Source organism: Sphingomonas fuzhouensis (genome assembly GCF_034659795.1).
Taxonomy (GTDB): Bacteria; Pseudomonadota; Alphaproteobacteria; order Sphingomonadales; family Sphingomonadaceae; genus Sphingomonas; species Sphingomonas fuzhouensis.
The window spans coordinates 112,859-136,040 of record NZ_JAXSQY010000003.1; the positions used below are offsets into that span (position 1 = coordinate 112,859).

The window sequence follows — 23,182 nt, forward strand, 5'->3', positions numbered from 1 at the left end:
CTATTGCCCGGATGTCGGCTAGCGCGCCGGAGCGCCCAGCTTCGCCGGTCGCATCGGTGCGCGCATAAGGTCGGGCAACGGCGTGGGGATTCTTTGGCTATCCCAATGCTCGGCGAATTTACCGTCACTGATGCGCCACAACTCGAAGTCGAAAGCGGGATAGAAAGCCCCCACCTTCTGCGGATCGGGAACAAAGGTGCGGTGCATCGCCACCACATAGTCGCAGGTGGCGATGATCTTGAACGCCATCTCGTTCCTTGGCTGGCCCGGCAGCGCCAGCAATTCCGGGCGCTGGCCATTGTTCGTCAGGATTTCGTCGATCGCCTTGAACGCATCGCGATCCTTAAGGCCGTTGATCTGCCCGAAGCGCTTAACACCCTCATTGTGCTGCACATAATTCGGCACCATCAGATCATAGGCGTCTCGCGGTGATCGTCCGGGCGCGAAAAAGGTGCGAACAAGCTGCCGGTTATGATCGAGCTGTTCGGCGGTGCAGCGCATGTTGTCGCTATCTGCCAATCCGTCATACCGGCCGAAGGCAGATGCTGGCTGGTGCCTCCCGATTGAGAAACCGATGGCCGTCACGACGGCCCCTGCGACGAAACCGGCCCACATGCCTTTCATACGCATCTCTCCTGTATCCTGTTGCAGCAACGATTGCCGGCCTTTCGAGGCGTTTAAAATTATTCTGTCTGATAAATCAATTTTCGGCCAGTGTTGTTTATGAAAGCCCACCCCATGGGAAAAGCTGACTCCATATCTCTTTTCTGTAAATGACGATAAAGTCCGTGATACATAATAATACAATGGATATGTTGCAGTGCAGAACTATCTATAATTGACAATAATGAGGACGTACTCCTGGCGGACATTGATGCAAATTGAGTCGAGCGCCGTGACGTTGCAGGTTCACTTCTCCCGACATTCCGAAACATCGGACGGCTGATTGCCCATCAGGAGGGGATAGAATGGATTCGCGTCTTGCGTCTCGCAGCTCGAGACTCGCCATGGCCACGGTACTTGGGGTAATCGGCCTCGTGCCGGCCGGCACCAGCTACGCCCAAACCGCAACGCCATCTGCCCCCACGACCACGCAACCGAGCGATACCGTCGGCGACATCGTCGTGACCGCCGAGCGGCGCGTGGTGAATGTCCAGAAGGCCGGCGCTTCGATCAGCGTGCGCAGCGGCGAAGACATGTTGAAGGAGGGCAAGTTCGCCCTCAGCGCCATATTAGAGGATGTCCCCGGCATCACGGGCGGTGCGGCACTTGCGGCGGGCGGTACGGCGGGCGGCGGGACCGACAATCCCGGCTCCGGTTTGGTGATACGCGGCATCCCGTCCAATATCGGCGCGGGGGGCTCCACCACATCGACCGCATCCGCGGCCGCGATCTATGTGGACGGCGTCTATAATGGCGTCGGCAGCAGCTACGATCTTGACCGCGTCGAGATCCTGCGCGGCCCCCAGGGCACGCTCTATGGACGGAGCGCCACCGCCGGTCTGGTCGCCATTCATACCCGAGACCCCGACCTGCAGGCTTTCGGCGGCACCGCGACCGCCGAGCTCGGCAACTATAACCTCCAGCATTATGTAGGCGCATTGAACGTTCCCGTCGTCAGCGACGTGCTGAGCATAAGAGCGGCGGGCAATTTCTACAGGCGTGACGGCTATATCGACGCGAAGGGCGGCGCGATCCGCAGCATCGATGGCCGGATCAAGATCCTCTATGCCCCGACCGACGGGCTATCCGTCCTGATCGGCGCCGCGTTCAGCGACAATAAGGATCATTCCGGCGGCCGGGTCATCAACGTCAGTCCCAAGCCGAACACCATCGGTTATCTCGACACGCCGGATATCGCCTCGGTCACCGCGAAATCGCGCCAGGTCTGGGCGGAGTTCAAATGGAATGTCGGCTTTGGCGAGTTGACCTATCTTCCCGCCTATCGCTCCTTCACCAATGACGGGACATTGCTGGTGAACGGCGTAAACGGAATCCTGACCCAGCCGTTGAGCACTCACAAGGACGACTTCGTCACCCAGGAGTTGCGGCTGGCGTCCAATCCCGACTCCAAGCTGATCTGGCAAGCCGGGTTGTTTCTGTACGACAACATCCTGGCGAGCAGGAGCGCGGCGATATTCGGCCCGGTCACCTTCTATCAGGACGACATCCTTCGGAAGAAGACCTCCGCCTATGGTATCTTCGCCGAGGCGACCTATCCGCTGTCGAGCACGTCCCGGGTCACGGCGGGGCTGCGCTACGACGACACCAAGATCAGTGTGAACGAGTTGTATCGCGCGGGCGAGGCGCTCGGCGGCGGTAGCTATGAACTGGCGGGCGATGCTGGCAAGCGTCACTTCACCAATCTGACCTACAAACTTCGGCTGGAGCATGATCTGACCAAGGCCAATCTGCTCTATGCGTCAGTTTCGACGGGGTTTTCGCCCGGTGACGTGACGGTGGCGCAGAAGGCCACGCCGCAGGGAACGATCCTTGAGCCGCTTGAAATCACTGCCGAGACGCTGACCTCGTTCGAGATCGGCAGCAAGAATCGGTTCCTGGACAACCGGCTCCAGGTCAATGGCGCCGCCTTCTACACCAAATACGGCGCGTACCAGTCCGCCGGGATCAACACCAATCCCAATGGTTTCCCCTCGGTCTTTTCGACGCTCTCCTCCCCCTTGGTATCGTACGGCGTCGAGCTTGAGGTCCAGGTCAAACCCACGGTCGCGGATCGGGTGAAGTTCAATCTGGGCTGGACCCGTGCTCGGTTTGTAGACAAGCCCGCCGACTTCGCTTTCTGGGTCGCGAATAACGACGTGTCGAGCAGCAACAATCCCGGGTCGCAGGCGCCGATCCCGTTGCTGATGTCGCTCGGCTACGATCACGTCTTCACGCTGCCCGGCGACGCGACGCTGACATTCCATGGGGATGTGCGATATCTGTCCGGCCATAGCGGCTATTACAGCCAGCTCGATCTGCTCGCCGTGCCCGACATCGCCGACAATGTCCGCGTCAAATCGGCGGTGCTGAGCAATCTGAACGTCACCTGGGCGGTCACCCGCAGCATTTCGCTGACGGCCTATATCCGCAACGTGACCGACCACCGCTATATCACGAAGACCATCTATGGGTCGGGCGTCTATCAGCCATCGATCAACGATCCGCGCACCTTTGGCGGGCTGCTGACCGTCAATTTCTGATTGATCGCTCCTGCCAAGCGCGTCCGGGCCCGGTCACTGCTAGCGCCCGGTACGGCTCCGTCAAACCAACGTGGCAGGCGGGGAGGTGGGTGATACTGATGGTGAATGAGCCGGAAATCGAGGGCGGTTCCGCCTAGCCCGTTTCGTCGCTTCAATTCGTCACCAGAGTGATCCGGCTGGTAGTGCTGATGTACGTACGCTTCCCACTGAGCCTGCGGAATGTGGAGGACCTGCTGTTCGAGCGCGGGGCGACATTTGCCATGAGACGGTGCGGCTCAGGTGGAACAGGTTCGGGCCGTTGTTTGCCGGTGACATACGTCGAGCCCGAGTGAACCGGATGCGGGGCTTTCGCCATTGGCGCTGGCACCTCGACGAGATGTACGTGAAGGTGAACAGGGAGATGGTCTACCTCTGGCGAGCCGTGGACCATGAGGGGGAGGCGCTCGAAAGCTACGTCAGCAAGACGCGAGATATGGGGGCGGCGCTGGCCTTCATGAAGAAGGCGCTGAAGCGCCATGGCTCGCCCGACGCTATCACGACGGATGGTCTGCGCAGCCACGGCGCTGCGATGTAAAACTGGGCTGCCGGGACCGGCAGGAGATCGGCCGCTGGGCGAATAACAGGGTGAAGAACAGCCACTTGCCGTTCCGACCACGAAAACGAGCGATGCTACGGTTCCGGCAGATGAAGACGCTACAGAAGTTCGCCTCCGTCCATGCCAACCTGCACAACCACTTCAACCTGGAACGCCACCTCATCAATTGACAGACATATAAGGAGCGACGCTCCGCCGCGCTGGCGGAGTGGCGGATTTACTCCATGCCGGGCACCTCCGTGCCCACGTCCGAGCGATGCAGCGTGTCTATGGCGAACGCATAGCGGCGCTGACCAAGGCGTTGGCGGTCGTTGCCGGGGGTGTCCTCCACATCGATCCTGTCGCGGGCGGGCTGCAACTGCCCGCGTGGTTTTGCGACCGGGACATTGACGATCGCAATGTCGCCCGGGCGCTACAGGACCGAGGGATCGGCCCGATGGCGCTATCGCCCTTCCATGCGGCCACGCCGCGCAGCGGTCTGCTGTTAGGCATTGGCGGCGCAACGGATCAGGAGATCGCTCGCCTCTCCCGAGTGATCGAGAATGGTTGGCCGTTTCGTGAGGTGTCGGCGTCGTGAGTGACCCTGGCATTCGATGGTGCATATCCTGGTGATTTTCAGGCTGGTCTGCACCCTGCGCTGATCGGATCATGTTTCGGGCCTGACCCGCAGCTTCAATTTGGGCTGCCCATTGATTCCTTCAGCGCCGCATACGCCTGATGAACCATCGTCACGTCCGGTCGCATGACCGGGCAGGATACCGGCCGGGTCATGCGACCAGGCCGTCAATGGCGGGTCTGGGAAAAGATGGGTCCGGCAAGGTCATACCCTGCCGGACCCCTTTCGGATCAGAAGCGATCCGCGTTCATGACCTTCGTCCAGGCGGCGACGAAATCGTTCACGAACTTCGCCTTGGCGTCGTCGGCGGCATAGACCTCCGCCACAGCGCGCAGTTCGGAGTTCGACCCGAAGATCAGGTCGACCGGCGTCGCGGTCCAGCGGGGGGCGCCCGTCGCGCGATCCTTGCCCTCATACAGGCCCGGCGTCGCCGACTTGGTCCAGACCGTGTCCATGCTCAGCAGGTTGACGAAGAAGTCGTTGCTGAGCGTCCCCGGACGGGTCGTCAGCACGCCGTTCTTCGACCCGCCGCTATTGGCGCCCAGCGCGCGCATCCCGCCGACCAGCACGGTCATTTCCGGCACGGTCAGGTCGAGCGAGTCCGCCTTGTCGACCAGCGCCGCGGGTGCGCTGAATTCCGCCTTGGGGCCATAATAGTTGCGGAAGCCATCGGCCGCCGGTTCCAGACGGGCAAAGGATAGGGGGTCGGTCTGGGCCTGGGTCGCGTCGACACGGCCGGGCTTGAAGGGGATGCTGACCGTCATGCCGCCGGCTTGCGCCGCCCGCTCGACCGCCGCATTGCCGCCCAGCACGATCAGGTCGGCCAGCGACACCCGGCGTCCGCCGCGCGCGAAGTCCTTCTGGATCGCGGTCAGCTTGGCCAGCACCGTCTTGAGTTCGGCCGGGTCGTTGACCGCCCAATTCTGCTGCGGATCGAGGCGCAGCCGCGCACCATTCGCCCCGCCGCGCATGTCGGTGCTGCGGAAGGTCGAAGCCGAGGCCCAGGCGGTACGGATCAGCGCCGGACCCGACAGGCCCGATGCCAGCACCATGGACTTCAGCCTGGCCTGATCCTCCAGACCGATGGGTGCGAAGCTGGCGGCGGGCAGCGGGTCCTGCCAGACATAGGTCTCGCTCGGCACGTCCTTGCCCAGATAGCGCGCGCGCGGCCCCAGATCGCGGTGGGTCAGCTTGAACCAGGCGCGGGCAAAGGCCTGGGCGAACAGCTCGGGCTTCTTCTGCCAGCTTTCCAGGATCTTGCGGAATGCGGGATCGTCCTTCAGCGCCATGTCGGTGGTAAACATGATCGGCGCGTGACGCACATTGGGAAGGTGCGCGTCGGGCACCAGCTGCGCGGCGGCCGGATCGGTCGGAATCCACTGGGTCGCACCCGCCGGGCTCTTGGTCTTCACCCAGTCATAGTTGAGCAGATTGTCGATATATTGGGTCGTGAACTGGGTGGGCGAGGCCGACCAGGCACCCTCCAGGCCCGAGGTGATCGTATCCTCGGAATGGCCCTTGCCGCATGTATTGGTCCAGCCCATCCCCTGCTGTTCGATCGCAGCGGCGGTCGGTTCGGCACCAAGGCACCCCTTTGGTGCGTGCGCGCCATGCGCCTTGCCGAAGGTGTGGCCACCCGCGATCAGCGCCAGCGTCTCCTCATCGTTCATCGCCATATTGCCAAAGGCGCGGCGAATGTCGGCGGCGGCGCCGATCGGGTCGTGGTTCCCGTTCGGCCCTTCCGGATTGACGTAAATCAGACCCATGGTGGTCGCGGCCAGCGGGCCCTTCAGCGAGCCATCGGCCTTGGTGCGCTCGGTCCCCATCATCTTGGTTTCCGGACCCCAGAAGACGACGTCCGGCTGCCACGCATCGACGCGGCCACCGGCGAAGCCGACTGTCTTGAAGCCCATATCCTCCAGCGCGACATTGCCGCTGAGCACCATCAGGTCGCCCCAGCTGAGCTTGCGGCCATATTTCTGCTTGATCGGCCAGACCAGGCGGCGCGCCTTGTCCAGGCTGACATTGTCGGGCCAGCTGTTGAGCGGATCGAAGCGCTGCTCGCCGCCGTCCGAGCCGCCGCGACCGTCACCGGCGCGATAGGTGCCCGCGCTGTGCCAGGCCATGCGGATGAAGAAGGGGCCGTAATTGCCATAGTCGGACGGCCACCAAGGCTGCGACGTGTGCAGCACGCGGCGGATGTCGGCCTTGACCGCGTCCAGGTCCAGGCTGTTGAATTCCTTCACATAGTCATAGTCAGCGCCATAAGGATTGGCGCGCGTGTCCTCATGCTGGCGAAGCGCGGTCAGGTCGAGGCGGCTGGGCCACCAATCGCGGTTCGTCATGCCGCCGGGCTGGGCCGTGACCGGGGCGGGCGGGTCCTGCGTGACGGTCTTGGCGGCGGTGGGTGCCTTGGGCTGAGGGCGGTCGGTTTGCTGCGGCGCGCTGGCCAACGCGGCCATCATCGCAATCAGGGAAACGGGTGTCATCGGCGTAAGGCCCCTTTGAATGGTTATTTTTGTTGCGGGGGCGAATTAGAAACAGGGGGGCGTTGCACAAAGTGGATTAACCCGATGACTGTCATCGATTGCATGGCATGACGCAGGTCGGAAGAGACGCGCCGATATGCCGATATGCTGCGAGCATCGGGCTTTATGCCGGGGTCGCGCGTTGCCGCCCGTGCCCCGTTTGAGGAAGACCATATATGAGCCAGACCACGATCCATGCCATGGGCGAACAGCATCTGGTCCATCGGACCGGGTGGCTGCGCGCGGCCGTGCTGGGGGCCAATGACGGGATCATCTCGGTCTCCAGCCTGATCGTCGGTGTCGCGGCGGCACCGGGCGCGACGGCGGCGGCGATCCTGCTGGCCGGGGTCGCGGCGCTGGTCGGCGGCGCGCTGTCGATGGCGGCGGGGGAATATGTCTCGGTCAGCTCGCAGGCCGATACCGAGCGAGCCGATCTGGCGCGTGAAGCGGCTGAACTGGTTCGTGCGCCCCTGGCCGAGACCCGCGAACTGGCCGCCATTTATGAACAGCGCGGCGTCGATGCAGCTTTGGCGCGGCAGGTGGCCGAGCAGATGATGGCGCATGACGCGCTGGGCGCGCATCGCCGCGACGAGCTGGGGCTGGCCGATGACGGCGGCTCCAACCCGGTTCAGGCGGCCCTGTTTTCGGCCGGGGCGTTCAGCGCAGGTGCGATCCTGCCAGTGCTCGCCGCCACGCTCGCGCCGCATGGCTGGGTGCTGTACCTGACGCCCGCGACCGCGCTGGTCCTGTTGGCGGTCCTGGGGGCCCTGGGCGCACGCGCGGGCGGGGCCCCGGTCTTGCGGGGCATGGTCCGCGTCGTCCTGCTCGGTGCCCTGGCGATGGGCGTCACCGCGCTGATCGGGACGCTGACCGGCACGATCGCCTGACCGGCCTTCAATAGGGCGGCGCAGCCCGCGCCCGCTGTTCGCGCGCCGCCTCGGTCCACCAGGCGAGGTCGTCGGCGAAGCGGGGAAAGGCACGGGTCAGCGCCGCGCCGCCATCACCGGTCGGCTGTCCCGCCGCATCCAATGCCTGGCCGATGCCGCCCACCGTCAGCGTGCTGGAGATGACGACCATGCCCATCTCACTCAACGTGCCGTGCCAGCCGACACTGGCATGGGCACCCGCCAGCCGCCCGGCCGAATAGCTGACGATGGCGGCGGGGCGCCAAAACCATTCCTCCAGGAAATGATCGGTCAGGTTCTTAAGGCCGGGTTGCGGCCCCCAATTATATTCGCCGCTGACGAAGACGAAGGCATCGGCGGCGCGAATCCTGGCCGCCAACTGCTCCAGCACGTCCGGCGCCTCGCCCTTGGGATATTCCTTGTACATGCGGTCGAGCATCGGCAGCCCGATCGCCTTGGCATCGATCAGTTCGGCATCCGCACCCCGCGCGCGAAAGGCGCGGACCAGATAGTCGGCCAGCCTTATCCCCTGCCGGTCGGACCGGTAGGAACCATAGAAAACGAGTATCCGGTCGGCCATCGCACCACTCCACTGGCTGCTCCCCGGTCAACGCAGGAGCGCGCGGCGGCGATCCCGCGTTCCGGTAACGGCGGGGAGCCGCTCTGTTCGCCCCAAACCGGTACGCTTGCCCGTGGCGAGGCGATGGTGCATCGCCTGCGATCCACGGCTCAGGAGCATCCATGCCCGTCACCGACATCGCCACCCGCGTCTATAATCACGGCTGGCGGCTCGACCCGGTCGTGCGCAGCCTGCTCGACACCGATTTCTACAAGCTGTTGATGTTGCAGATGATCCGGCAGCTTCATCCGGCGGTAACGGCCACCTTCTCGCTCATCAACCGCAGCACGGGCGTCCGGCTGGCCGACGTGATCGACGAGACCGAACTTCGCGAACAGCTCGACCATGCACGCTCGCTTCGCTTCACCAAGAAGGAGTTGATCTGGCTGGCGGGCAACAGCTTCTACGGCAAGCAGCGGATGTTCACGCCCGACTTTCTCGACTGGCTCGGCCGGTTCCAACTGCCCGATTACGAGTTGCGCACCGTCGATGGGCAATTCGAACTGCATTTCGACGGCCCCTGGGCAGAGACGACGATGTGGGAAATCCCCGCGCTCGCCATCGTCAACGAACTACGCTCGCGTGCGGCGCTGAAGGGCAAGGGGCGGTTCGAGCTGGACATTCTCTATGCCCGCGCCAAGGCCAAGCTGTGGGACAAGGTCGAGCGGTTGCGCACCCTGCCCGACCTCGTACTCTCCGATTTCGGAACCCGGCGGCGACATGGTTTCCTGTGGCAGCGCTGGTGCGTCGAGGCGCTGAAGGAAGGGCTTGGGGATCGGTTCATCGGCTCGTCCAACGTCCTGCTGGCGATGGACAATGACCTGGAGGCGATCGGCACCAATGCGCATGAGCTGCCCATGGTGATGGCCGCGCTCGCCCCGGATGATGCGGGCGTGGCGGCGGCACCCTACCGGGTGTTGGAGGAGTGGCAGGCGCTGTATGACGGCAACCTGCTGATCGCGCTGCCCGATGCGTTCGGGACCAGCGCCTTCCTGCGCAACGCCCCCGACTGGCTGGCGGACTGGACGGGGTTCCGGCCCGACTCCATGCCGCCGATCGAGGGCGGCGAGCAGGTCATCGCCTGGTGGCAGGCGCGGGGCCGCGATCCGCGCAAGAAGCTGCTGATCTTCTCCGACGGCATGGACGTCGACAGCATCGAGGCGACCTATCGCCATTTCCATGGCCGGGTGCGGATGAGCTTTGGCTGGGGCACCAACCTGACCAACGACTTTCGGGGTTGCGACCCGGCGGGGGAAGCGGGGCTGGAGCCGATCTCGCTGGTCGCCAAGGTCATCAGCGCCGATGGGCGTCCGGCGGTGAAACTGTCCGACAACCCCGCCAAGGCAACCGGCGATCCGACCGAGATCGAACGTTATCTGCGCATTTTCGGCGAAGACGGGCGGCGGGCGAAGCCGGTTTCCGTCTAGGCAGATCGGCATTCCTCGGCCGGGGGCTGAGGGCGTAGAGCGCGTACTCCTCTAAGAGCATGATGACATGAGAAGGACCTCCCCTCCCCTTCAGGGGAGGGGCCGGGGGTGGGGCGTGTCCGCAAGGGGATCGCTCGTGGCAATGCCCCACCCCAACCCCTCCCCTGAAGGGGAGGGGCTTGCGTCGGTTCAATGCCATATCATCTTGCCCCGACTGGCGGGGATACCCCTACGTCAGAGCTTCGCCCTGCCACCTCCCCTGCCGGGGAGGAATAGGGTGACGGTCGATTGGCGCTGGTTTTCGACGCAAAGGCCTGCGCCGTAAGCGGCGTTCAAACTCGCCTTTGCCAGATGGAAGTCAGTGCCCCGTCAACCCTGGGCACAAAAAAAGGAGGCCGGCTTTCGCCGACCTCCCTCTTTCGCAATCAACCTTGGTTGAGCGTGGCTTACTGGCCAGCGCCCGGACCGTAGGTGATCTCGGCGCGACGGTTCTGGACCTCGCGGACGCCGTCCGCAGTCTGAACGCGCAGGTGGTTGCGATCTTCGCCGAATGCTTCGGTTGCGATCGTATCCGCCGGGATCGAGTGAGCGACCATATAGGCCTTCACCGCGTCCGCACGACGCTCCGACAGACCCATGTTGTACTTCGGCGTACCCGACGTGTCGGTGAAGCCTGCAACCATCACGCGGGCATTGCCGCAGCTCTGGTACTGGGTGATCGCGTTGTCGAGGATCGACGCTGCTTCCGGGGTGATGTCCGACTTGTTCCACTCGAAGAACACGATGAACGGACCCGGCGAGCACGGCACAGCCTCGGGAGCCGGCGGCGGGGGCGGCGGGGGAGGCGGCGGCGGGGGCGGCGGGGGCGGCGGCGGGGGCGGCGGTGCAGCCGGCTCGCCGAAGTTGTACGCCACGCCACCCAGGATCGAGTGCGAACGGAAACGACCGTCGAAGGTGTTGTTGGCCACGTCGACCAGCTTCACGTTCTCGGCGTTGAAGAAGCGATACTTCAGCGTCGCGTCGATGTGGTCGGTCAGCGGCGCACGGATGCCCGCCAGAGCCTGCCACGCGAACACGGTGTCCGAGTCGTTCAGGAAGTCGGCCTGGTTGGTCAGCTTGTAGTTCGCCTTGACGCGAGCAACACCAACACCGCCGCCGACGAAGCCCTGGATGCCGTCATCGGCACCGAAGTCGAGCAAGCCGTTCAGCATGAAGCTGAGCGCCGAGGTCGAGCCGCCGGCATAGCTGTAGCTGCCAGCCGGAACCGTGCCAGCACCGATGCCGGTGTTGGTGATCGCGGTCGAGCTGAAGCCGTCAACCGTCGCACGACGATAGCCGACTTCGGTTTCCAGACGGAAACCACCGAAGTCGTAACCCATCACGCCGTCAACGTCGTAACCATAGTCATGGTCGACGGTGGCGGTGCCGGTGCGCGTGCCGGTGATATCATAGTTGATATCTTCGACGATCATCCCGCCGCCTTCGATGCCGACGTACCACGACTTGTCGCGGGCGAGGGCAGGCGAAGCCAGAGCGGTGGAGGCGAGTGCCAGAACAATGGCAAGCTTCCGCATCATAGTCCCCTTTCTTGGTTGTCACTACGGACAGCGCAAACCCACTATCGGAGCGTTGGTTTCCACGCAAGCAAACAAAAGCCCCCGACTGTGGCATTAAAAGCACAGAATTTGCGTCAGCCGGAGGCCACCAAACCATGCTCCCGCAACGCCGCGATCACCGCATTCAAGGCCAAACGCGCTTCGGAATCAATGACTTGGCCGCCCGTCGGCGACGAGATGCCGGGTCGTTGCGCGCCGACAACTTTTTTTCCCTCGACGATCAGCACGCGTGCCCCGACGCGGCCCAGGCGCCATTGAGACCCATCCCATTCGCAACGGCAATCATCGGCCCGACTCCAGACCGACAAACCGGCGCGGGGACTCAGGAATCGCCACCCACCCTCGGTCCATCCCGCGAGCGCCAGAGCCCGCCCGGCCCAGCCGCCGGTCGGCTGATCGCCGACGATCCAGGCCTGGCCGACGACCGGATCGCCCGGCGGCGTATTCACGCCCACCGCCTCGGCACAGGGCTGCACGACGATATCGAGCAGGCTCAGCGCCTCGTTGTGCATGATCTCCTTCTGCGCCTGCCCCGCCGTCAGCAGCGGCAGCGCCCAGCGCGGCGTGTCGTTCGTCATTGCGATCCCTCCCCCACGATTCCGACCAGGGGTGCCGAGGCGCCCCAAGTGCCCAATTGCCGTATCGAGACCCGCGTGCCGTCGGGCACGGTCCCGCTCCAACCCGGCACGGCCAGTTCCTCCACCTGCTCGCCGATGGCGATGCGATAGCGTTCCACCTCTTCGCCCAGTGGCACATCGACCCGGTCGAGCCAGCGCCAGCCGATCCGACTGCGCCGCGTCCAGCCGATCGTGACACGGCCATCCGCCGACCGGCGGCACCGCCAGCCCATCGGGGCGGGCGGCAGGACCGACAGGCCCGTCACCATGGCCGATGCCGCGACACCCTGCACCGCATCGCCCAGCCCATGCGCCAGGAAACGGACCCGACCGCCCAGCATCGAGATCGGCACGTCCAGCGTCCGCACGGACGCGGAGTCGACCAGGGCGAAGGACGCCCCCGGCTTCGCCTGGCCGATCATCGCCTCGGTTCCGCGCAGGCCTCGGCGCAAGTCGCGCAACCGCCAATGCCCGTCGCCCAGCGGCTGCGCACGACCGAACTGGATCAACTCGCCATCGATCCAGGCGAGATTGGCCCCGGCATCGAGCGCGGCCATGTCGGCATCGGCAAGATCCTCGGCCACCTTGACCTCGAACATGCCACGTCGATCGATCAGCATCCCGCCACCACCGGGCATCACGGCCGTCACGGTCCCGATGACGCCCGGCAGCGCAGTGGGGCCAAGGCTGGTCCAACTGCCGCCATCGTCCAGGCTATAGGCCAGGCTCGCCTGTCGCCAACCGGGCCCGCCCGCCGCCACGATCGACAGGCGCGGGGCCGACAACAGATCGTCGGTCAGCGGCGGTGCCTCAAAGGCGATCATGCGGGTCGCGCCCACCACCCGGTCCGCTGGCCGGGCGATCCGGCCGGGCGAGGCCGGCAGCACCGGTCCGCCACGGCCCAGCGGCACACAGGTCAGCCGCACCGCCATCGCCTCCCACGCCGCCTCGACGACACGCCAGCGCCCCGGCTCGCCGTCCAGGCGGACGAGGGTGCCGGGTGCAATATCCAGCGCCTCCGGGCCCAGCGTCACCACGCGGCGCACCCGCTCGGTCGACCGGCGTGCCAGCCGGTCCTGTGCCAAGGTGCGCGCGGTCGTCGCGTCGAGTGCGGCCGCGAGGTCGAGCCGCTCGTCGCGCACGCCACCGGGGCGGCGGACCCGCTGCATTCCGATCTGATAGTCGCGCGCCGGATCGTAATGCGCGACCGTCACGCTGGCGGGCACCACCGCCGCCGCCGCCACGTCGCGCGCACCGCGACGCCCCGGACCGCGCGCGCCCATACCCTCGTCGCGGATCATGTGCACGGCGCCCGTACCCGGAACCGCCAGCCGCACGCCCGGCCCGTCCGCCACCCATTGCCCGCCGCTGATGTCCGCGAGCATCGCCAGCACCGCCCGCACACTGCCCCCGCTCGCGGCAAAGCCCGTCACCGCGATCCCCGCATCGCCCGCCAGGACATGGCGCGACAGGCCGCGCGCGATCGCACCGCACGAAACGGGCGCGTCATCGGCCTCCACCTCGAAGGTCAGTTGCGGAATGCGGTTGCCGAACTCGGTGAGCGCCAGCCCCTCGAATACGGCATAGGCGATGCCCCGAAAGGCCGAGGCGCGCGCGCCCTCGATCGAGGCGATCAGCGGGTCGACCGCCTGATCCTCGGCCCCCAAATAGAGGCGAAAACCGGTCGCGACCTTGAAGTCGCCGCCTTCGCCGCGCAGCAACCGGCCATCGGCCCAGATGCGCCCCACCCGCCGGATGGCCCGCCCCGACAGCGCGACCGCGAAATTGGCGGTATAGCTATAGCTTTCGATGCCGGGCCGCCCCTTGCCCCCGCCGCTGACGCCCCGGCTTTCGATCAGGTCGGTCGCCCAGATAACCGGCCCGGCGACGCGCATCGTGCCGAAGATCGCTGGCATCTGCGTACCATAGGTCGATGTCTGCACCGCCAATTCGGCCAGGCGCGGCCCCTGCCGTCGGGGTGCCCCCAGTACGGCATGATCGACCCGGTTGCCGATCAGCGCGCCGATCGCGCCGCCCACCGGCCCCAGCAGCGCACGCCCCACCGTGCCCAAGACCAAGGTCGCCATTATCCCTCCCCCTTCCAATATCCCAGCACCGGCCAGGGCGGCACGCCCGGTCGCCACGCGACACGACGAAGCCCCGCATCGGCATGGACGATCCCGTCGCCGACCCGGATCGCCAGATGCAGCTGCCCCGGCCCGGCGCGCAGCAGCATCACCGCACCCGGCACGTCCGCCCCCCGCGCGAATTGCGCATCGAGCAGCGCCGCCACCCGCACCGCGTCCCCGCTCCGCCAGCCATAGCCGGTGGGCGCCTCCCGCCCCGTCGCCGCCGCGACCAGCCCCACGCAATCGAGCCCGTGGACAGGGTCGCGCCCATGCAGCCGGAACCGCGTGCCGACCAGCGCCCGCGCTGCCGCCGCCACGCCGCTCATGCGCCGGGATAACGGGTCAGGAGGTCGATGCCCGGCAGGAACGGCTCCCCCCGGAAGTTCACGACATTGCCGAAGCGCGACAGGCAGGTCTCCAGGCGCTTGTCGCACCCCTCGACCAGTTCGATCAGCGGCATCCCCTCGACCGCGAAGGCGGGTGCGGCGGCGAGCCAGAGCCGGTTCCCCTCCGACCGGGCGATCACCGCCGCCAATCCGGCATTGGCCCCGCCGAACCAGACCAGCCGTCCCTGACCATAGGCATTGGTCGACGGCTCGGCGGTATCGATCGTCAGTACCCCCTCGCCGTCCCAAGCCGTGACCCGCGCAAAGCGCCGCCGCCCGGCCATCGGCGCACGGCATCGCCGGTCGCCCAGCATCGCGCGGCAATCGGGTGAGGTTTCCTCCGCCACCGGCCCATCGAGCAGTGAGCCCACGCCGTGCAACTCGGCGGTAAAGCCGCCCTCGCCCAGCTGCACCGCGCCGATCGCGCCCTGCCCCAGCGGCACGGGCGCGTCCCCGCCCGTCCAGTCGACCGCGAACGCCGCCACGCGCGCGCCGTCCCAGCGGCCCGCCAGCAGGTCCCCCTCGCCGATCGCCGCGCTGGTTAGCGCGCCCGATGCCTCCATCAGATCGGGGTCGAGGCCATCGCCGCGCACGATCGCGCTCGGCGTCAGGCCGGGCGACGCACGGTACAGCAAGCCGTCGACCCACAGGTCATGATCATGGCCGGTCAACCCGATCGTCACCCCGTCGCGCCGATCGATCCGCCAGCACAGGACCCAAGTGGTCAGCGTATCGGCGCTCATGCCTCGCGCACCTCGACCAACGGGACCGAGGGGGCCGCGCCCGCCCGAAACCCCGCCAGCGTCGCGCTCAACCGATCCTCGGCGAAGCGGACGGGCACGTCGAAGGTGAAGCTGGCGGTGATCGCCGCCCCCGTCGCAGGCGCCGTGTCGAACACCAGCCAGCCGCCGGTTTCGACGACGAAGCCGGTCACACCCTTGCCCGCCACCGTCACCGAGACGCTGCCCGCGACCGGCCGCGTGATCCGGCGCGCCTGGTCGCCATAATGGCGGACCAGTGCGAAGCGGCGGCTGGTGCCGTCGCCCGTCCCGATCGCTTCCTCCGTGCCGATGCTGTCGAACGGATCGCGCAGGCGGAACCCGCGCGCCGGGCCCATCCGGGCGCGGAAGAAAGCAAGCAGCTTGGCGATATCCTCGGCCGAGCGGATGCCGGGGCCGACATCATAGGTCGTCCGTGCCTCCGCCCAGGCGGCATTGCGCGCCTCACGTCCGCCCGCACTGGTCAGGATCGCGGTGGAAAAACCCGGCGTCACCTCCGCCTCGCGCCCCAGCGCCAGCGGGAACAGCACATCGTCGAAAGCCTGCATCTCGTCCTCGCCCCCGTCCCAACAGACGAACCCGTCACGCATCACCTGCGGCATCGCCCACAAAAAGGTCGCCGCGACGCCCCGACCCTGCGCCGTCCGCGCCGCCGCCGCGATCCAGCCCCATTGCCCCCGCTGATCGGCGCGCAGCACGAAGCCCGAAAGATAATGCTGCCGCTCCGGCGGATAGCCCAGCCGCGCCTCGGCCAGCGCGACGCCCTTCCGGGTCGAGGCGGTGTCGCCCGCCGTCACCCAGTCATAATCCTCCAGTTGCAGCACATCGAAGGCCGGGCTTGCCCAGCCGATCGGCATGTTGGCGCGCTTGGCCTCCGGCGCTTGGGGATCGAGCACGGTCGGCAGATAGGTCAGCAGATGGGTGACGCAGCCGGGCGCCGCCGCCCTGGCCGCCGCGCACAAGGCCGCCGTGGACGCCGCCAGACACGCTCCCGCCCGGTCGAGCGTGTCGCGCTGCGCCTGGCTCTTCGTCCCCGCCGTGCTCGCCATCGCAACCGGCGCGAACGCCGCCACCGCCGCCGCGTCGTAAAGACACGGTGCGCCGTCCGATGGGCGCACCCACCACCAAGGCTCGCCGACCTGGAATTTGGGGGCGAGCCCCGCCGCCTGCCCGATCGCCAGAAAGGCCTGGGCCACCGCTTGCAGATACGCCATCGCGCCCGCATGCGCCGGGCTCAGCAGCGTCGAAGGCGGTTCCCAGCCGGTCAGCGCAGGCGCGCCATCGGCGGCGCGCTGTTTCCAGTCGCCCCAGCAATGCGCGTCGAACAGCTCATAGGACAGCGACCAGATCAGGTCGTACCCCAGCGCCCTGGCCTCTTGCGCAAAGCCACGATGCCACGCCGCGCACGCTATGTTCAGCGCCCCGCCCGCCAGGCTGGCGTACAGCCCGGCGCCATTGCGTTCGAGCCGGAAATAATGGCTCATCCCGACATAATGGACGATGCCGCCGCGATAGCCGAGGTGCAGCATGTTGCGCAGCAAACGCTGCGGCGTCAGATGATAGCTGTCGTCATAGCCGCTGGCGATCCGGAAGCCCTGTTCGGGCAGGACCGCCGCGCCGACGCCGATTACCGATCCCGGCCCGTCACAGACGATGCCGGTCAATTCGACCCAGCCCTGTTGCGGCTGCGCCAGGAGGGTCGCCCCCGCGTCGTAATCCGGCGCGACCAGCGAGACGAACATCCGGTCGACATCGCCTGCCCAGACGGGATCGCGCTCCTCAGGAAATTTATACCCGCCCGCCAGTTGCGAAAAGTCGATCACGACCTCGGCATCTTCGGCTGTGCCGGTCGCGTAATTCCACAGCCGGACATACCAGGCACGCATCCGGCCGGTCTCGTCGCGCCCCTCGATGGTCAGCGTGGGGCCATGCCGCGCGTCGAGCGGCTTGATCCCGCCCGACCGCCAGCGAAACCGCAACCGGCAGTCGCGATAATCGCGCACCGTGTCATAGCGCAGCAGCGGATGATCGTGCCGATCCGCCGACTCCCAGATCAGCCCCGCCAGATCGTCCGCACGGTAGAAGACCGTGTCGACGCGAAGCGCATCGGGGGCGCTCGCGACTACCGCCGCCATCATCGGGCGTGGGAAATCGACCGTCCAGTACCGCGGGTCGAAGCGCGAGAGCGTGTCGCTCCGCTGGTCCCGGCGTTCGCCGTGCAGGCACCATGGCATAAAATGATCTCCTCAAATCCTCCCCAAGCACGCTTGGGGAGGGGGACCGCCGCGAAGCGGTGGTGGAGGGGCATGGCCGCGAACGGGGACACCCCTCCGTCAGGCCGTCGGCCTGCCCCCTCCCCTTGCAGGGGAGGAATGGGGTTTCAGTCTTCGGCCCCCGCCCCCCCCACCCCCCGTGCCCCCGGGCGGCGGGGGCGGGGGCGCCCGTGGAGCGGTGCAGCACGCCGCCTGCCTCCCCCGCCCCGGCATGGATCGTGATCGCGACCCGTACGTCGCGTGGCGCTCCATCGGCGCGCATCGTCTCGACCCGCCCGCTACTGGTCGGCACGAAGACCTCCGGCCCCCGCTCACCGACCAGATAGGGCCGGTCGGGTGACACCGGGCCGCCGGTGGCACGACCGGGCAGGCCCGATACCAGCCCGCCGAGCAGCCCCAGCAGCCCCGTTCCGCTGCCCATCGACGCGACACCCTGGCGCAATGCCGCGCGTGCGACCTGGTCGAGGACCGACAGCGCAGTCGCCTTCAGCTCCTCGAACCCGAACTTGCCCGTCCGGGCCGCACGGAGCAGCGCCCCTTCGACCGACCGCGCGCCCAGTTCGGCGGCATCGCCCAGCCCGCGCGACAGTTCGACGCGCATCGCGGCCATGTCGGCGGTGAAACCGCGCATATCGATGCGCGGTGCGACATCCTGCTCATCCATCCGGAAACATCTCCCGCAATCGGGCGAGCGTGGCGGGTGACGGGGGATCGCCCGCGCTTCGCCCCGTCCCCGTCCCCGTCATCGCCGTCACGACACCCTGAAGCTCGGCGGGCGTGGCGCGCCAGAAGCGGTCGGGCGACCAGCCCAGCACCGCGCCCGCCATCCCCGCCAGCCGCCCCGCTTCCTCGGCGAAGGTCACGTTCGGTCCAGGGCCTGACCGCCGAGAATCTGGCGCAGCAATTGCCGCAGCACGGGCGCAAGCGCGGCCAGCCCCAGTTCGACCAGCGCCTCGCCCAGCCGCTCACGATTCAGCCCCTCGGGCACGTCGCGCAGACAGTGCCAGATCAGTGCCGCCGCCTCACCGAGCGAGAGTTTGCCCTCGGCCGCCCGCTCGACCAGTTCGAACAGCGGGCCCAACTCGCCTTCCGCCGCGACCAGCGCCTGGAAGCTCGGCCGCACGACCATTTCGCTGCCGCCGACGCGGACGCTCGCCTCGCCCCGCATGGGGTTTGCCGCGACGCTCATGCCGCCACCACCGCGCCCGAGCTTTCCAGCGCGAGCGTATAGGTACGCTCGCCGCCGAAATCGCCGCTGTAATCGAGGCGCGTGACCAGGAACCGCCCGGTCATCGACCCGCCGCTCTCGAAGCTCAGCCGATAGGTCTCGATCGTGCCTGCCAGCGCATGGCCGCGCATCCGCGCTTCCGCCGCCGATCCCGTGAAAACGCCCGCGCCCGCCACACTGACATGGCGCACGCCGGCACCCGACAGGAGTTCGCGCCAGCCGCCCGAATCCTTGTTGGTCACCACCACCGTCTCGCCATTGATCGACAATTGCGTGGTGCGCAGCCCCGCCATCGTCGCGAAGGCGGGCGGCTCGGCCCCGTCGCCGATCTTGAGCAGAAAGGCGCTTCCCTTTTCGATTGCCATGATATCCCCCTTATTGTCCGTCCCGCCACAATCGGGCACGCCACGCGACACTGGCCGTCCAGCGCGCGGCCCCCTTGGTGAATGTGCGCGCCGTCACGACCAGCCCCGCCATTCGCCAGCCATCCGCCAGCATCTCCGCCAGCGCGATGCCCTCGACCACCTCGACCGCCGCGCGCAGCCGTGTCGGCTGTTCGCCCTCATCGGTCAGGGTGACGGTCACGCGCAGTTCGCGCCCCTCGATCCCCGCCGCGCCCCAATCGCTGTCGCCGGGTTCGCCCAGCACCGCCTGCGGCACGCTTCCCCGGACCGGCGGGGCGTCGAACACCGTCACCGCCATGGGCTGCAACGCCGTGCGCAATCCGGTCAGCAGCGCCGCGCGCAAAGCCTCCCGCGCGGTCATGCCGCCCGCCGCGGCCTATCCAGCCGCATCCGCCGCCAGGGTCGCCACAACGCCGCCACCGCAGCGGGCGGCACGGCGGCCGCATCGCGATTGTCGAACAGATGCGCACCCATGATCGCCACGCCATGCGCGATCTCGGGCGGCAGGCCCGCCCAGTCCTCGACGAGTCCGGCACGGTATCGCACCGTCACCACATCGCTCGTCCGAACCCAACCGTGCCCGTCGCGGTCGATCTCCCCCTGACCACCGGACAGGATCGCGCGGACCGGCGTCACCGACAGCGCCTGCCACGCGGCCGCCCCCGCCAACCGCTCCTCGCCGATCCGCTGGATCAGCACCTGTCCGCAAAAGGACTCGGCCAGCCCCAGCGCGACGCCCGCGACTCGCACGACCAGCGCGGCTTCATTCCCCTCGTCCAGCCGCAGCAGCGCGCGCACCGCGCCCGCCGCCGCCATCACGGACGCGGCGGGCATGGGCTCCATCGTCCCGCTCATCATGAATTCTCCTTCACCGATACAAGTTGCGACACGTCCGACACATGGGCGTCACACTTTGGGAGCAGAGACTGGGGCAGCCGCTGCCCGCCTCCCCCTTGGGCACCGGCCATGCCGACCTAGCGCCCCCCGGCCGGGTCCGGCATCCTCCCTGAACTACGGGGCAGCCCCAGTCGGCTGCCCCGACTTTTCCGCCCCTTAGCTGGTCGCGAACTTCATCAGCTTGATCGCCTCCGAGTCGCTGACGCAGCCGCCGACCCGGCGGGTGGCGTAGAAGGTCACGAACGGCTTGTTGCTGTACGGATCGCGCAGGATCGCGGTCTCAGCGCGTTCGGTGATGAGATAGCCCGCCTGGAAATTGCCGAAGGCGATGGCGCAATTATTCTCCGCGACATCGGGCATGTCCTCCGCCTCGACCACCGGATAGCCGAGCAGCGTCGCGGGCTGCCCCGCCGCAAGTCCCGGCGCCCAGAGGAACTGGCCGTCCGACGTCTTCAGCTTGCGGATACGGGCTGCGGTGGCCGCGTTCATCACGAAGCACGCCCCCTGGCGGTACGGCGCACGCAGCAACTGTACCAGCTCGATCAGCCGGTCCTCCCCGCCGTTCAGGAACGCGCCCGCCGCGCCGCTCGGAATATATTGCAGCGTGCCAAAGGGACGCACGCCGTCCTTGGCGGTCGAGATGGGGTTGGTGAGGAAACCCTTGGGCCGGTTGAGACCCGTTCCGTTGACGAAGGCCTGGCCCTCCGCCCGGCCGAATTCGGTCGCGATTTCGCTGGCCAGCCAGCCCTCCACGTCGAACGCCGCATCGTCGAGCATCGCCTGGCTCGCCGACGGATTGGCGTACAGCTCGCCCATCGGCGGCGCGAGTTCGACGAAGCTGGGCGTCGCCGTTTCGGGCCGCGCCGCCGTCTCGCTCGCCCAGCCCGAGGGGGTGCCCCCGGTCGTCACCAGCTTGCGATAGCCCGCCGAGCCCACCGTCACGACATTGGCGATGCCGCGAATCGGCGAGACGCTCTTCAGCACCGATCCGATCGCCGCGTCGATCTCACGCGGCACGGCAAAACCGCCGCTGTCGCCGGTGGTGCCGGTAAAGGCCTTGAGCTCGACGGTGGTGCCGCTGCGCACATAGCCGTCGAAAGCGCCGCTGGCCTTGCGCGCACCGTCCAGCACGGGTCGTTCGATCACGTCCATATCATTCCCCCTTGGTCAAAATGTGAGTCACGCGGGCGAGCGGCTGCATCGGCACCGTCACCAGACTGATCTCGAGAAGCTCGGCCGACAGGATCGCGCGGGCCGCTCCCTGATGGACGACGCGCGGCCGGTATCCGACCGACAGCCCCGCCACCGCGCACGAGCGGACCAGCGCAACGAGCGCCGGGTCGTCGACCACGCCCTCGACCGCCAGGCCGGTATCGTCCTCGGCCAGCGCCGTGATGCGGCCCATCGCCGCGCCACGATGCTGCCAGAGCAAAGGCACGGCGCCCGCGCCCGCAAAGGCACCGCGTCGCATGACGTCGCCCGCCCGGTCCATCCGGTCCCAGATCGCGGCATAGCCGGTGAAGGTCAGGCTCATTTCAGCCAGTCCTCCATCCCCAGCCGCATCGCGATTCCCGCGAGCAGCAGCGCGCCGAGCAACCGCGTCAGCCAGCCAACCGCGCTTTTCCACACCGACGACTTGGCCTCTCGCCATGCCGACAGCAGTTCACGCAGTTCGGCGACATCGCCTGCGGCGTCGGCATCGGCGAGGCCCAGCCGGGTCAGCGCGCGGGTCGCGCCCAGTTCGCCCGCTTCCTCGGCGACCGCGCGCAAGGTGACGAGGTCCGCACCGCTATCCGCCGCCTGCGCCAGCAGGCGCGCCAGAACGTCCCCGCTCATGACAGGCCGACCATCTGGCGCTTTTCCGCCGGATCGAGGAAGTCCGCCGACGCGGCCATCTGCCACAGCATCTGGCGTTCCTCCGCCAAGGCGGTGACGCGGTTCACATCGACCGACAGGCTCGCGCCCTCGAACCAGCCCGCCAGTCCCTGCGCCAGGCCGCTCAGGATTCCGCCCGCCAGCGGCAGGATCGCCTGGCGCCACAGCGCGCGGTTCGCCTCGCGGTAATTGGCATAGGTATTGTCGCCGGGCAGGCCGAGCAGCATCGGCGGCACCCCAAAGGCCAGCGCGATCTCGCGCGCCGCCGAGGATTTCGCCGCGATGAAATCCAGTTCCGCCGGGGTCAGGCTCATCGCCTGCCACTTCAGTCCGCCCTCCAGCAGCAGCGGCCGCCCCGCATTGCCGCTCCCGGCAAAGCCCTCCATCTCGGCGCGCAGCCGCTCGAACTGGTCGGGCGTCAGGGTCGAGCCGTCACCCGGATCGTAGACCAATGCGCCCGATGGCCGCGCCGCATTGTCGAGCAGCGCCCGGTTCCAGGCGGCCGCCGCATTGTGAATCGCGATCGCCCCCGCCGCCGCGCCCAGACAGCCCAGCCCATAATGATCGTCGAGCGGGTGGCAGCTTTTCAGATGCACCACGGACGCGCGCACCGGATCGACCGGCAGCGTCGTCACGCGACCGCCCGCACGATAGAGATAGGCAGCGGGCCAGCCGCTCGCGTCCAGCTCCATCGTCACGCGTTCGGGGCGCAATGCGAACAGCTCGGCCACCGCGCCATCGGCATCGCGCAATATCTGCACATAGGCATTGCCGTGCAGCAGCATATGCGTCGCCACCGTCTCCAGCAGCGCCTGCCCCTCGCTGCGCGCCGCGACCAGCGCGACCAGTTCGGGATGCGAGGCGGCCAGCGGCGCATCCGCCAACCCGCCCGCGACCATCCGCACCGCACGCTGCGCCACCGGATTGCGCAGATAGCCATCGCGCACCTGGCTTTCATAAGAGGGCGCCGCCCCCGTCAAAGGCACGCCGGACCGCGCCAACCCCAGCCCGAGCAAAGGACGCGCGGCCCCCCGCCCGGTCTTGCGACCGAACATCCTCATTGCTTTGCTCCTCGAAAAACATTC

Annotated in this window: 22 protein-coding genes and 1 pseudogene; 5 read left to right on the plus strand and 18 right to left on the minus strand. The window is 67.3% G+C overall.

Features of this window, described 5'->3' with window-relative positions; all coding sequences use genetic code 11:
• Positions 1-18 precede the first annotated feature (18 nt).
• Positions 19-654: a nuclear transport factor 2 family protein gene (locus U1H82_RS08670; protein WP_322964534.1), complete on the minus strand. Its 636-nt coding sequence runs from the start codon at positions 652-654 to the stop codon at positions 19-21.
• A gap of 353 nt (positions 655-1,007) precedes the next feature.
• Here U1H82_RS08670 and U1H82_RS08675 point away from each other — a divergent pair, with 353 nt between their 5' ends.
• The 3 genes and pseudogenes from U1H82_RS08675 to U1H82_RS08685 all read left to right on the plus strand — a co-directional run bounded on the left by U1H82_RS08675 (position 1,008) and on the right by U1H82_RS08685 (position 4,375).
• Complete coding sequence (locus U1H82_RS08675) at positions 1,008-3,203, plus strand: TonB-dependent receptor (protein ID WP_322964535.1); 2,196 nt, start codon at positions 1,008-1,010, stop codon at positions 3,201-3,203.
• Between the two features lie 105 nt (positions 3,204-3,308).
• Positions 3,309-3,968: pseudogene (locus U1H82_RS18340) on the plus strand (IS6 family transposase).
• 86 nt (positions 3,969-4,054) lie between these two features.
• Positions 4,055-4,375 (plus strand): hypothetical protein, encoded by a 321-nt coding sequence (locus U1H82_RS08685; protein ID WP_322964536.1) that lies wholly within the window; start codon positions 4,055-4,057, stop codon positions 4,373-4,375.
• 269 nt (positions 4,376-4,644) lie between these two features.
• On the opposite strand, the gene katG is transcribed toward U1H82_RS08685, so the two are convergent.
• The gene (gene katG, locus U1H82_RS08690) at positions 4,645-6,903 is read right to left on the minus strand and encodes a catalase/peroxidase HPI (RefSeq protein WP_322964537.1); all 2,259 of its coding nucleotides are present in this window, start codon (positions 6,901-6,903) and stop codon (positions 4,645-4,647) included.
• A gap of 215 nt (positions 6,904-7,118) precedes the next feature.
• Between katG and U1H82_RS08695 the strand changes: the two genes are divergently transcribed.
• Positions 7,119-7,829 (plus strand): VIT1/CCC1 transporter family protein, encoded by a 711-nt coding sequence (locus U1H82_RS08695; RefSeq protein WP_322964538.1) that lies wholly within the window; start codon positions 7,119-7,121, stop codon positions 7,827-7,829.
• 7 nt (positions 7,830-7,836) lie between these two features.
• On the opposite strand, the gene U1H82_RS08700 is transcribed toward U1H82_RS08695, so the two are convergent.
• Positions 7,837-8,427: an NADPH-dependent FMN reductase gene (locus U1H82_RS08700; RefSeq protein ID WP_322964539.1), complete on the minus strand. Its 591-nt coding sequence runs from the start codon at positions 8,425-8,427 to the stop codon at positions 7,837-7,839.
• Between the two features lie 161 nt (positions 8,428-8,588).
• On the opposite strand from U1H82_RS08700, the gene pncB reads away from it, so the two are divergent.
• Positions 8,589-9,893 (plus strand): nicotinate phosphoribosyltransferase, encoded by a 1,305-nt coding sequence (gene pncB / locus U1H82_RS08705; protein WP_322964540.1) that lies wholly within the window; start codon positions 8,589-8,591, stop codon positions 9,891-9,893.
• Between the two features lie 446 nt (positions 9,894-10,339).
• Here pncB and U1H82_RS08710 read toward each other — a convergent pair whose 3' ends face one another.
• The 15 genes from U1H82_RS08710 to U1H82_RS08780 form a co-directional block, all read right to left on the minus strand.
• Positions 10,340-11,467, minus strand: coding sequence for an OmpA family protein (locus tag U1H82_RS08710; RefSeq protein WP_322964541.1), 1,128 nt, complete (start codon positions 11,465-11,467; stop codon positions 10,340-10,342).
• A gap of 116 nt (positions 11,468-11,583) precedes the next feature.
• Positions 11,584-12,087 (minus strand): DUF2793 domain-containing protein, encoded by a 504-nt coding sequence (locus U1H82_RS08715; protein WP_322964542.1) that lies wholly within the window; start codon positions 12,085-12,087, stop codon positions 11,584-11,586.
• Positions 12,084-14,213, minus strand: coding sequence for a GTA baseplate fiber-binding domain-containing protein (locus U1H82_RS08720; protein WP_322964543.1), 2,130 nt, complete (start codon positions 14,211-14,213; stop codon positions 12,084-12,086). The genes U1H82_RS08715 and U1H82_RS08720 overlap by 4 nt, the downstream gene beginning before the upstream one ends.
• Positions 14,213-14,581 carry an NlpC/P60 family protein gene (locus U1H82_RS08725; protein WP_322964544.1) on the minus strand — a complete coding sequence of 123 codons (369 nt, stop codon included), beginning with the start codon at positions 14,579-14,581 and terminating at the stop codon, positions 14,213-14,215. Before U1H82_RS08725 ends, U1H82_RS08720 begins: the two co-directional genes overlap by 1 nt.
• The gene (locus tag U1H82_RS08730; protein WP_322964545.1) at positions 14,578-15,384 is read right to left on the minus strand and encodes a phage/gene transfer agent baseplate hub protein; all 807 of its coding nucleotides are present in this window, start codon (positions 15,382-15,384) and stop codon (positions 14,578-14,580) included. The genes U1H82_RS08725 and U1H82_RS08730 overlap by 4 nt, the downstream gene beginning before the upstream one ends.
• Positions 15,381-17,654, minus strand: coding sequence for a DUF2460 domain-containing protein (locus U1H82_RS08735; protein ID WP_322964546.1), 2,274 nt, complete (start codon positions 17,652-17,654; stop codon positions 15,381-15,383). Before U1H82_RS08735 ends, U1H82_RS08730 begins: the two co-directional genes overlap by 4 nt.
• 695 nt (positions 17,655-18,349) lie before the next feature.
• Positions 18,350-18,556, minus strand: coding sequence for a phage tail assembly chaperone (locus U1H82_RS08740; RefSeq protein WP_322964547.1), 207 nt, complete (start codon positions 18,554-18,556; stop codon positions 18,350-18,352).
• Positions 18,553-18,882 (minus strand): gene transfer agent family protein, encoded by a 330-nt coding sequence (locus U1H82_RS08745; protein WP_322964548.1) that lies wholly within the window; start codon positions 18,880-18,882, stop codon positions 18,553-18,555. Before U1H82_RS08745 ends, U1H82_RS08740 begins: the two co-directional genes overlap by 4 nt.
• The gene (locus U1H82_RS08750; RefSeq protein WP_322964549.1) at positions 18,879-19,286 is read right to left on the minus strand and encodes a phage major tail protein, TP901-1 family; all 408 of its coding nucleotides are present in this window, start codon (positions 19,284-19,286) and stop codon (positions 18,879-18,881) included. Before U1H82_RS08750 ends, U1H82_RS08745 begins: the two co-directional genes overlap by 4 nt.
• A gap of 10 nt (positions 19,287-19,296) precedes the next feature.
• The gene (gp17, locus tag U1H82_RS08755) at positions 19,297-19,686 is read right to left on the minus strand and encodes a tail completion protein gp17 (protein WP_322964550.1); all 390 of its coding nucleotides are present in this window, start codon (positions 19,684-19,686) and stop codon (positions 19,297-19,299) included.
• Positions 19,683-20,180 (minus strand): hypothetical protein, encoded by a 498-nt coding sequence (locus tag U1H82_RS08760; RefSeq protein WP_322964551.1) that lies wholly within the window; start codon positions 20,178-20,180, stop codon positions 19,683-19,685. Before U1H82_RS08760 ends, gp17 begins: the two co-directional genes overlap by 4 nt.
• 198 nt (positions 20,181-20,378) lie before the next feature.
• Entirely contained in the window at positions 20,379-21,374 is a 996-nt protein-coding gene (locus U1H82_RS08765) for a phage major capsid protein (RefSeq protein WP_322964552.1), read from the minus strand.
• Between the two features lies 1 nt (position 21,375).
• On the minus strand, positions 21,376-21,756 hold the full coding sequence (locus U1H82_RS08770; RefSeq protein ID WP_322964553.1) for an HK97 family phage prohead protease: 381 nt from the start codon (positions 21,754-21,756) through the stop codon (positions 21,376-21,378).
• Positions 21,753-22,058, minus strand: a complete 306-nt coding sequence (locus U1H82_RS08775; RefSeq protein WP_219021058.1) for a DUF6127 family protein — start codon at positions 22,056-22,058, stop codon at positions 21,753-21,755. Before U1H82_RS08775 ends, U1H82_RS08770 begins: the two co-directional genes overlap by 4 nt.
• Positions 22,055-23,158, minus strand: coding sequence for a phage portal protein (locus tag U1H82_RS08780; protein WP_322964554.1), 1,104 nt, complete (start codon positions 23,156-23,158; stop codon positions 22,055-22,057). The genes U1H82_RS08775 and U1H82_RS08780 overlap by 4 nt, the downstream gene beginning before the upstream one ends.
• Between the last annotated feature and the right edge of the window lie 24 nt (positions 23,159-23,182).

Excerpts from the sequence above, each read along its gene's own strand:
- pncB (WP_322964540.1), top strand. The coding sequence starts at position 8,589 with ATGCCCGTCACCGACATCGCCACCCGCGTCTATAATCACGGCTGGCGG.
- U1H82_RS08725 (WP_322964544.1), bottom strand. The coding sequence starts at position 14,581 with ATGAGCGGCGTGGCGGCGGCAGCGCGGGCGCTGGTCGGCACGCGGTTC.
- U1H82_RS08770 (WP_322964553.1), bottom strand. The coding sequence starts at position 21,756 with ATGAGCCTGACCTTCACCGGCTATGCCGCGATCTGGGACCGGATGGAC.
- gp17 (WP_322964550.1), bottom strand. The coding sequence starts at position 19,686 with ATGACCGCGCGGGAGGCTTTGCGCGCGGCGCTGCTGACCGGATTGCGC.
- U1H82_RS08675 (WP_322964535.1), top strand. The coding sequence starts at position 1,008 with ATGGCCACGGTACTTGGGGTAATCGGCCTCGTGCCGGCCGGCACCAGC.
- U1H82_RS08760 (WP_322964551.1), bottom strand. The coding sequence starts at position 20,180 with ATGAGCGGGACGATGGAGCCCATGCCCGCCGCGTCCGTGATGGCGGCG.
- U1H82_RS08710 (WP_322964541.1), bottom strand. The coding sequence starts at position 11,467 with ATGCGGAAGCTTGCCATTGTTCTGGCACTCGCCTCCACCGCTCTGGCT.
- U1H82_RS08750 (WP_322964549.1), bottom strand. The coding sequence starts at position 19,286 with ATGGCAATCGAAAAGGGAAGCGCCTTTCTGCTCAAGATCGGCGACGGG.
- U1H82_RS08695 (WP_322964538.1), top strand. The coding sequence starts at position 7,119 with ATGAGCCAGACCACGATCCATGCCATGGGCGAACAGCATCTGGTCCAT.
- U1H82_RS08765 (WP_322964552.1), bottom strand. The coding sequence starts at position 21,374 with ATGGACGTGATCGAACGACCCGTGCTGGACGGTGCGCGCAAGGCCAGC.
- U1H82_RS08715 (WP_322964542.1), bottom strand. The coding sequence starts at position 12,087 with ATGACGAACGACACGCCGCGCTGGGCGCTGCCGCTGCTGACGGCGGGG.
- U1H82_RS08775 (WP_219021058.1), bottom strand. The coding sequence starts at position 22,058 with ATGAGCGGGGACGTTCTGGCGCGCCTGCTGGCGCAGGCGGCGGATAGC.
- U1H82_RS08700 (WP_322964539.1), bottom strand. The coding sequence starts at position 8,427 with ATGGCCGACCGGATACTCGTTTTCTATGGTTCCTACCGGTCCGACCGG.
- U1H82_RS08780 (WP_322964554.1), bottom strand. The coding sequence starts at position 23,158 with ATGAGGATGTTCGGTCGCAAGACCGGGCGGGGGGCCGCGCGTCCTTTG.
- U1H82_RS08685 (WP_322964536.1), top strand. The coding sequence starts at position 4,055 with ATGCAGCGTGTCTATGGCGAACGCATAGCGGCGCTGACCAAGGCGTTG.
- U1H82_RS08730 (WP_322964545.1), bottom strand. The coding sequence starts at position 15,384 with ATGAGCGCCGATACGCTGACCACTTGGGTCCTGTGCTGGCGGATCGAT.
- katG (WP_322964537.1), bottom strand. The coding sequence starts at position 6,903 with ATGACACCCGTTTCCCTGATTGCGATGATGGCCGCGTTGGCCAGCGCG.
- U1H82_RS08735 (WP_322964546.1), bottom strand. The coding sequence starts at position 17,654 with ATGCCATGGTGCCTGCACGGCGAACGCCGGGACCAGCGGAGCGACACG.
- U1H82_RS08720 (WP_322964543.1), bottom strand. The coding sequence starts at position 14,213 with ATGGCGACCTTGGTCTTGGGCACGGTGGGGCGTGCGCTGCTGGGGCCG.
- U1H82_RS08745 (WP_322964548.1), bottom strand. The coding sequence starts at position 18,882 with ATGAGCGTCGCGGCAAACCCCATGCGGGGCGAGGCGAGCGTCCGCGTC.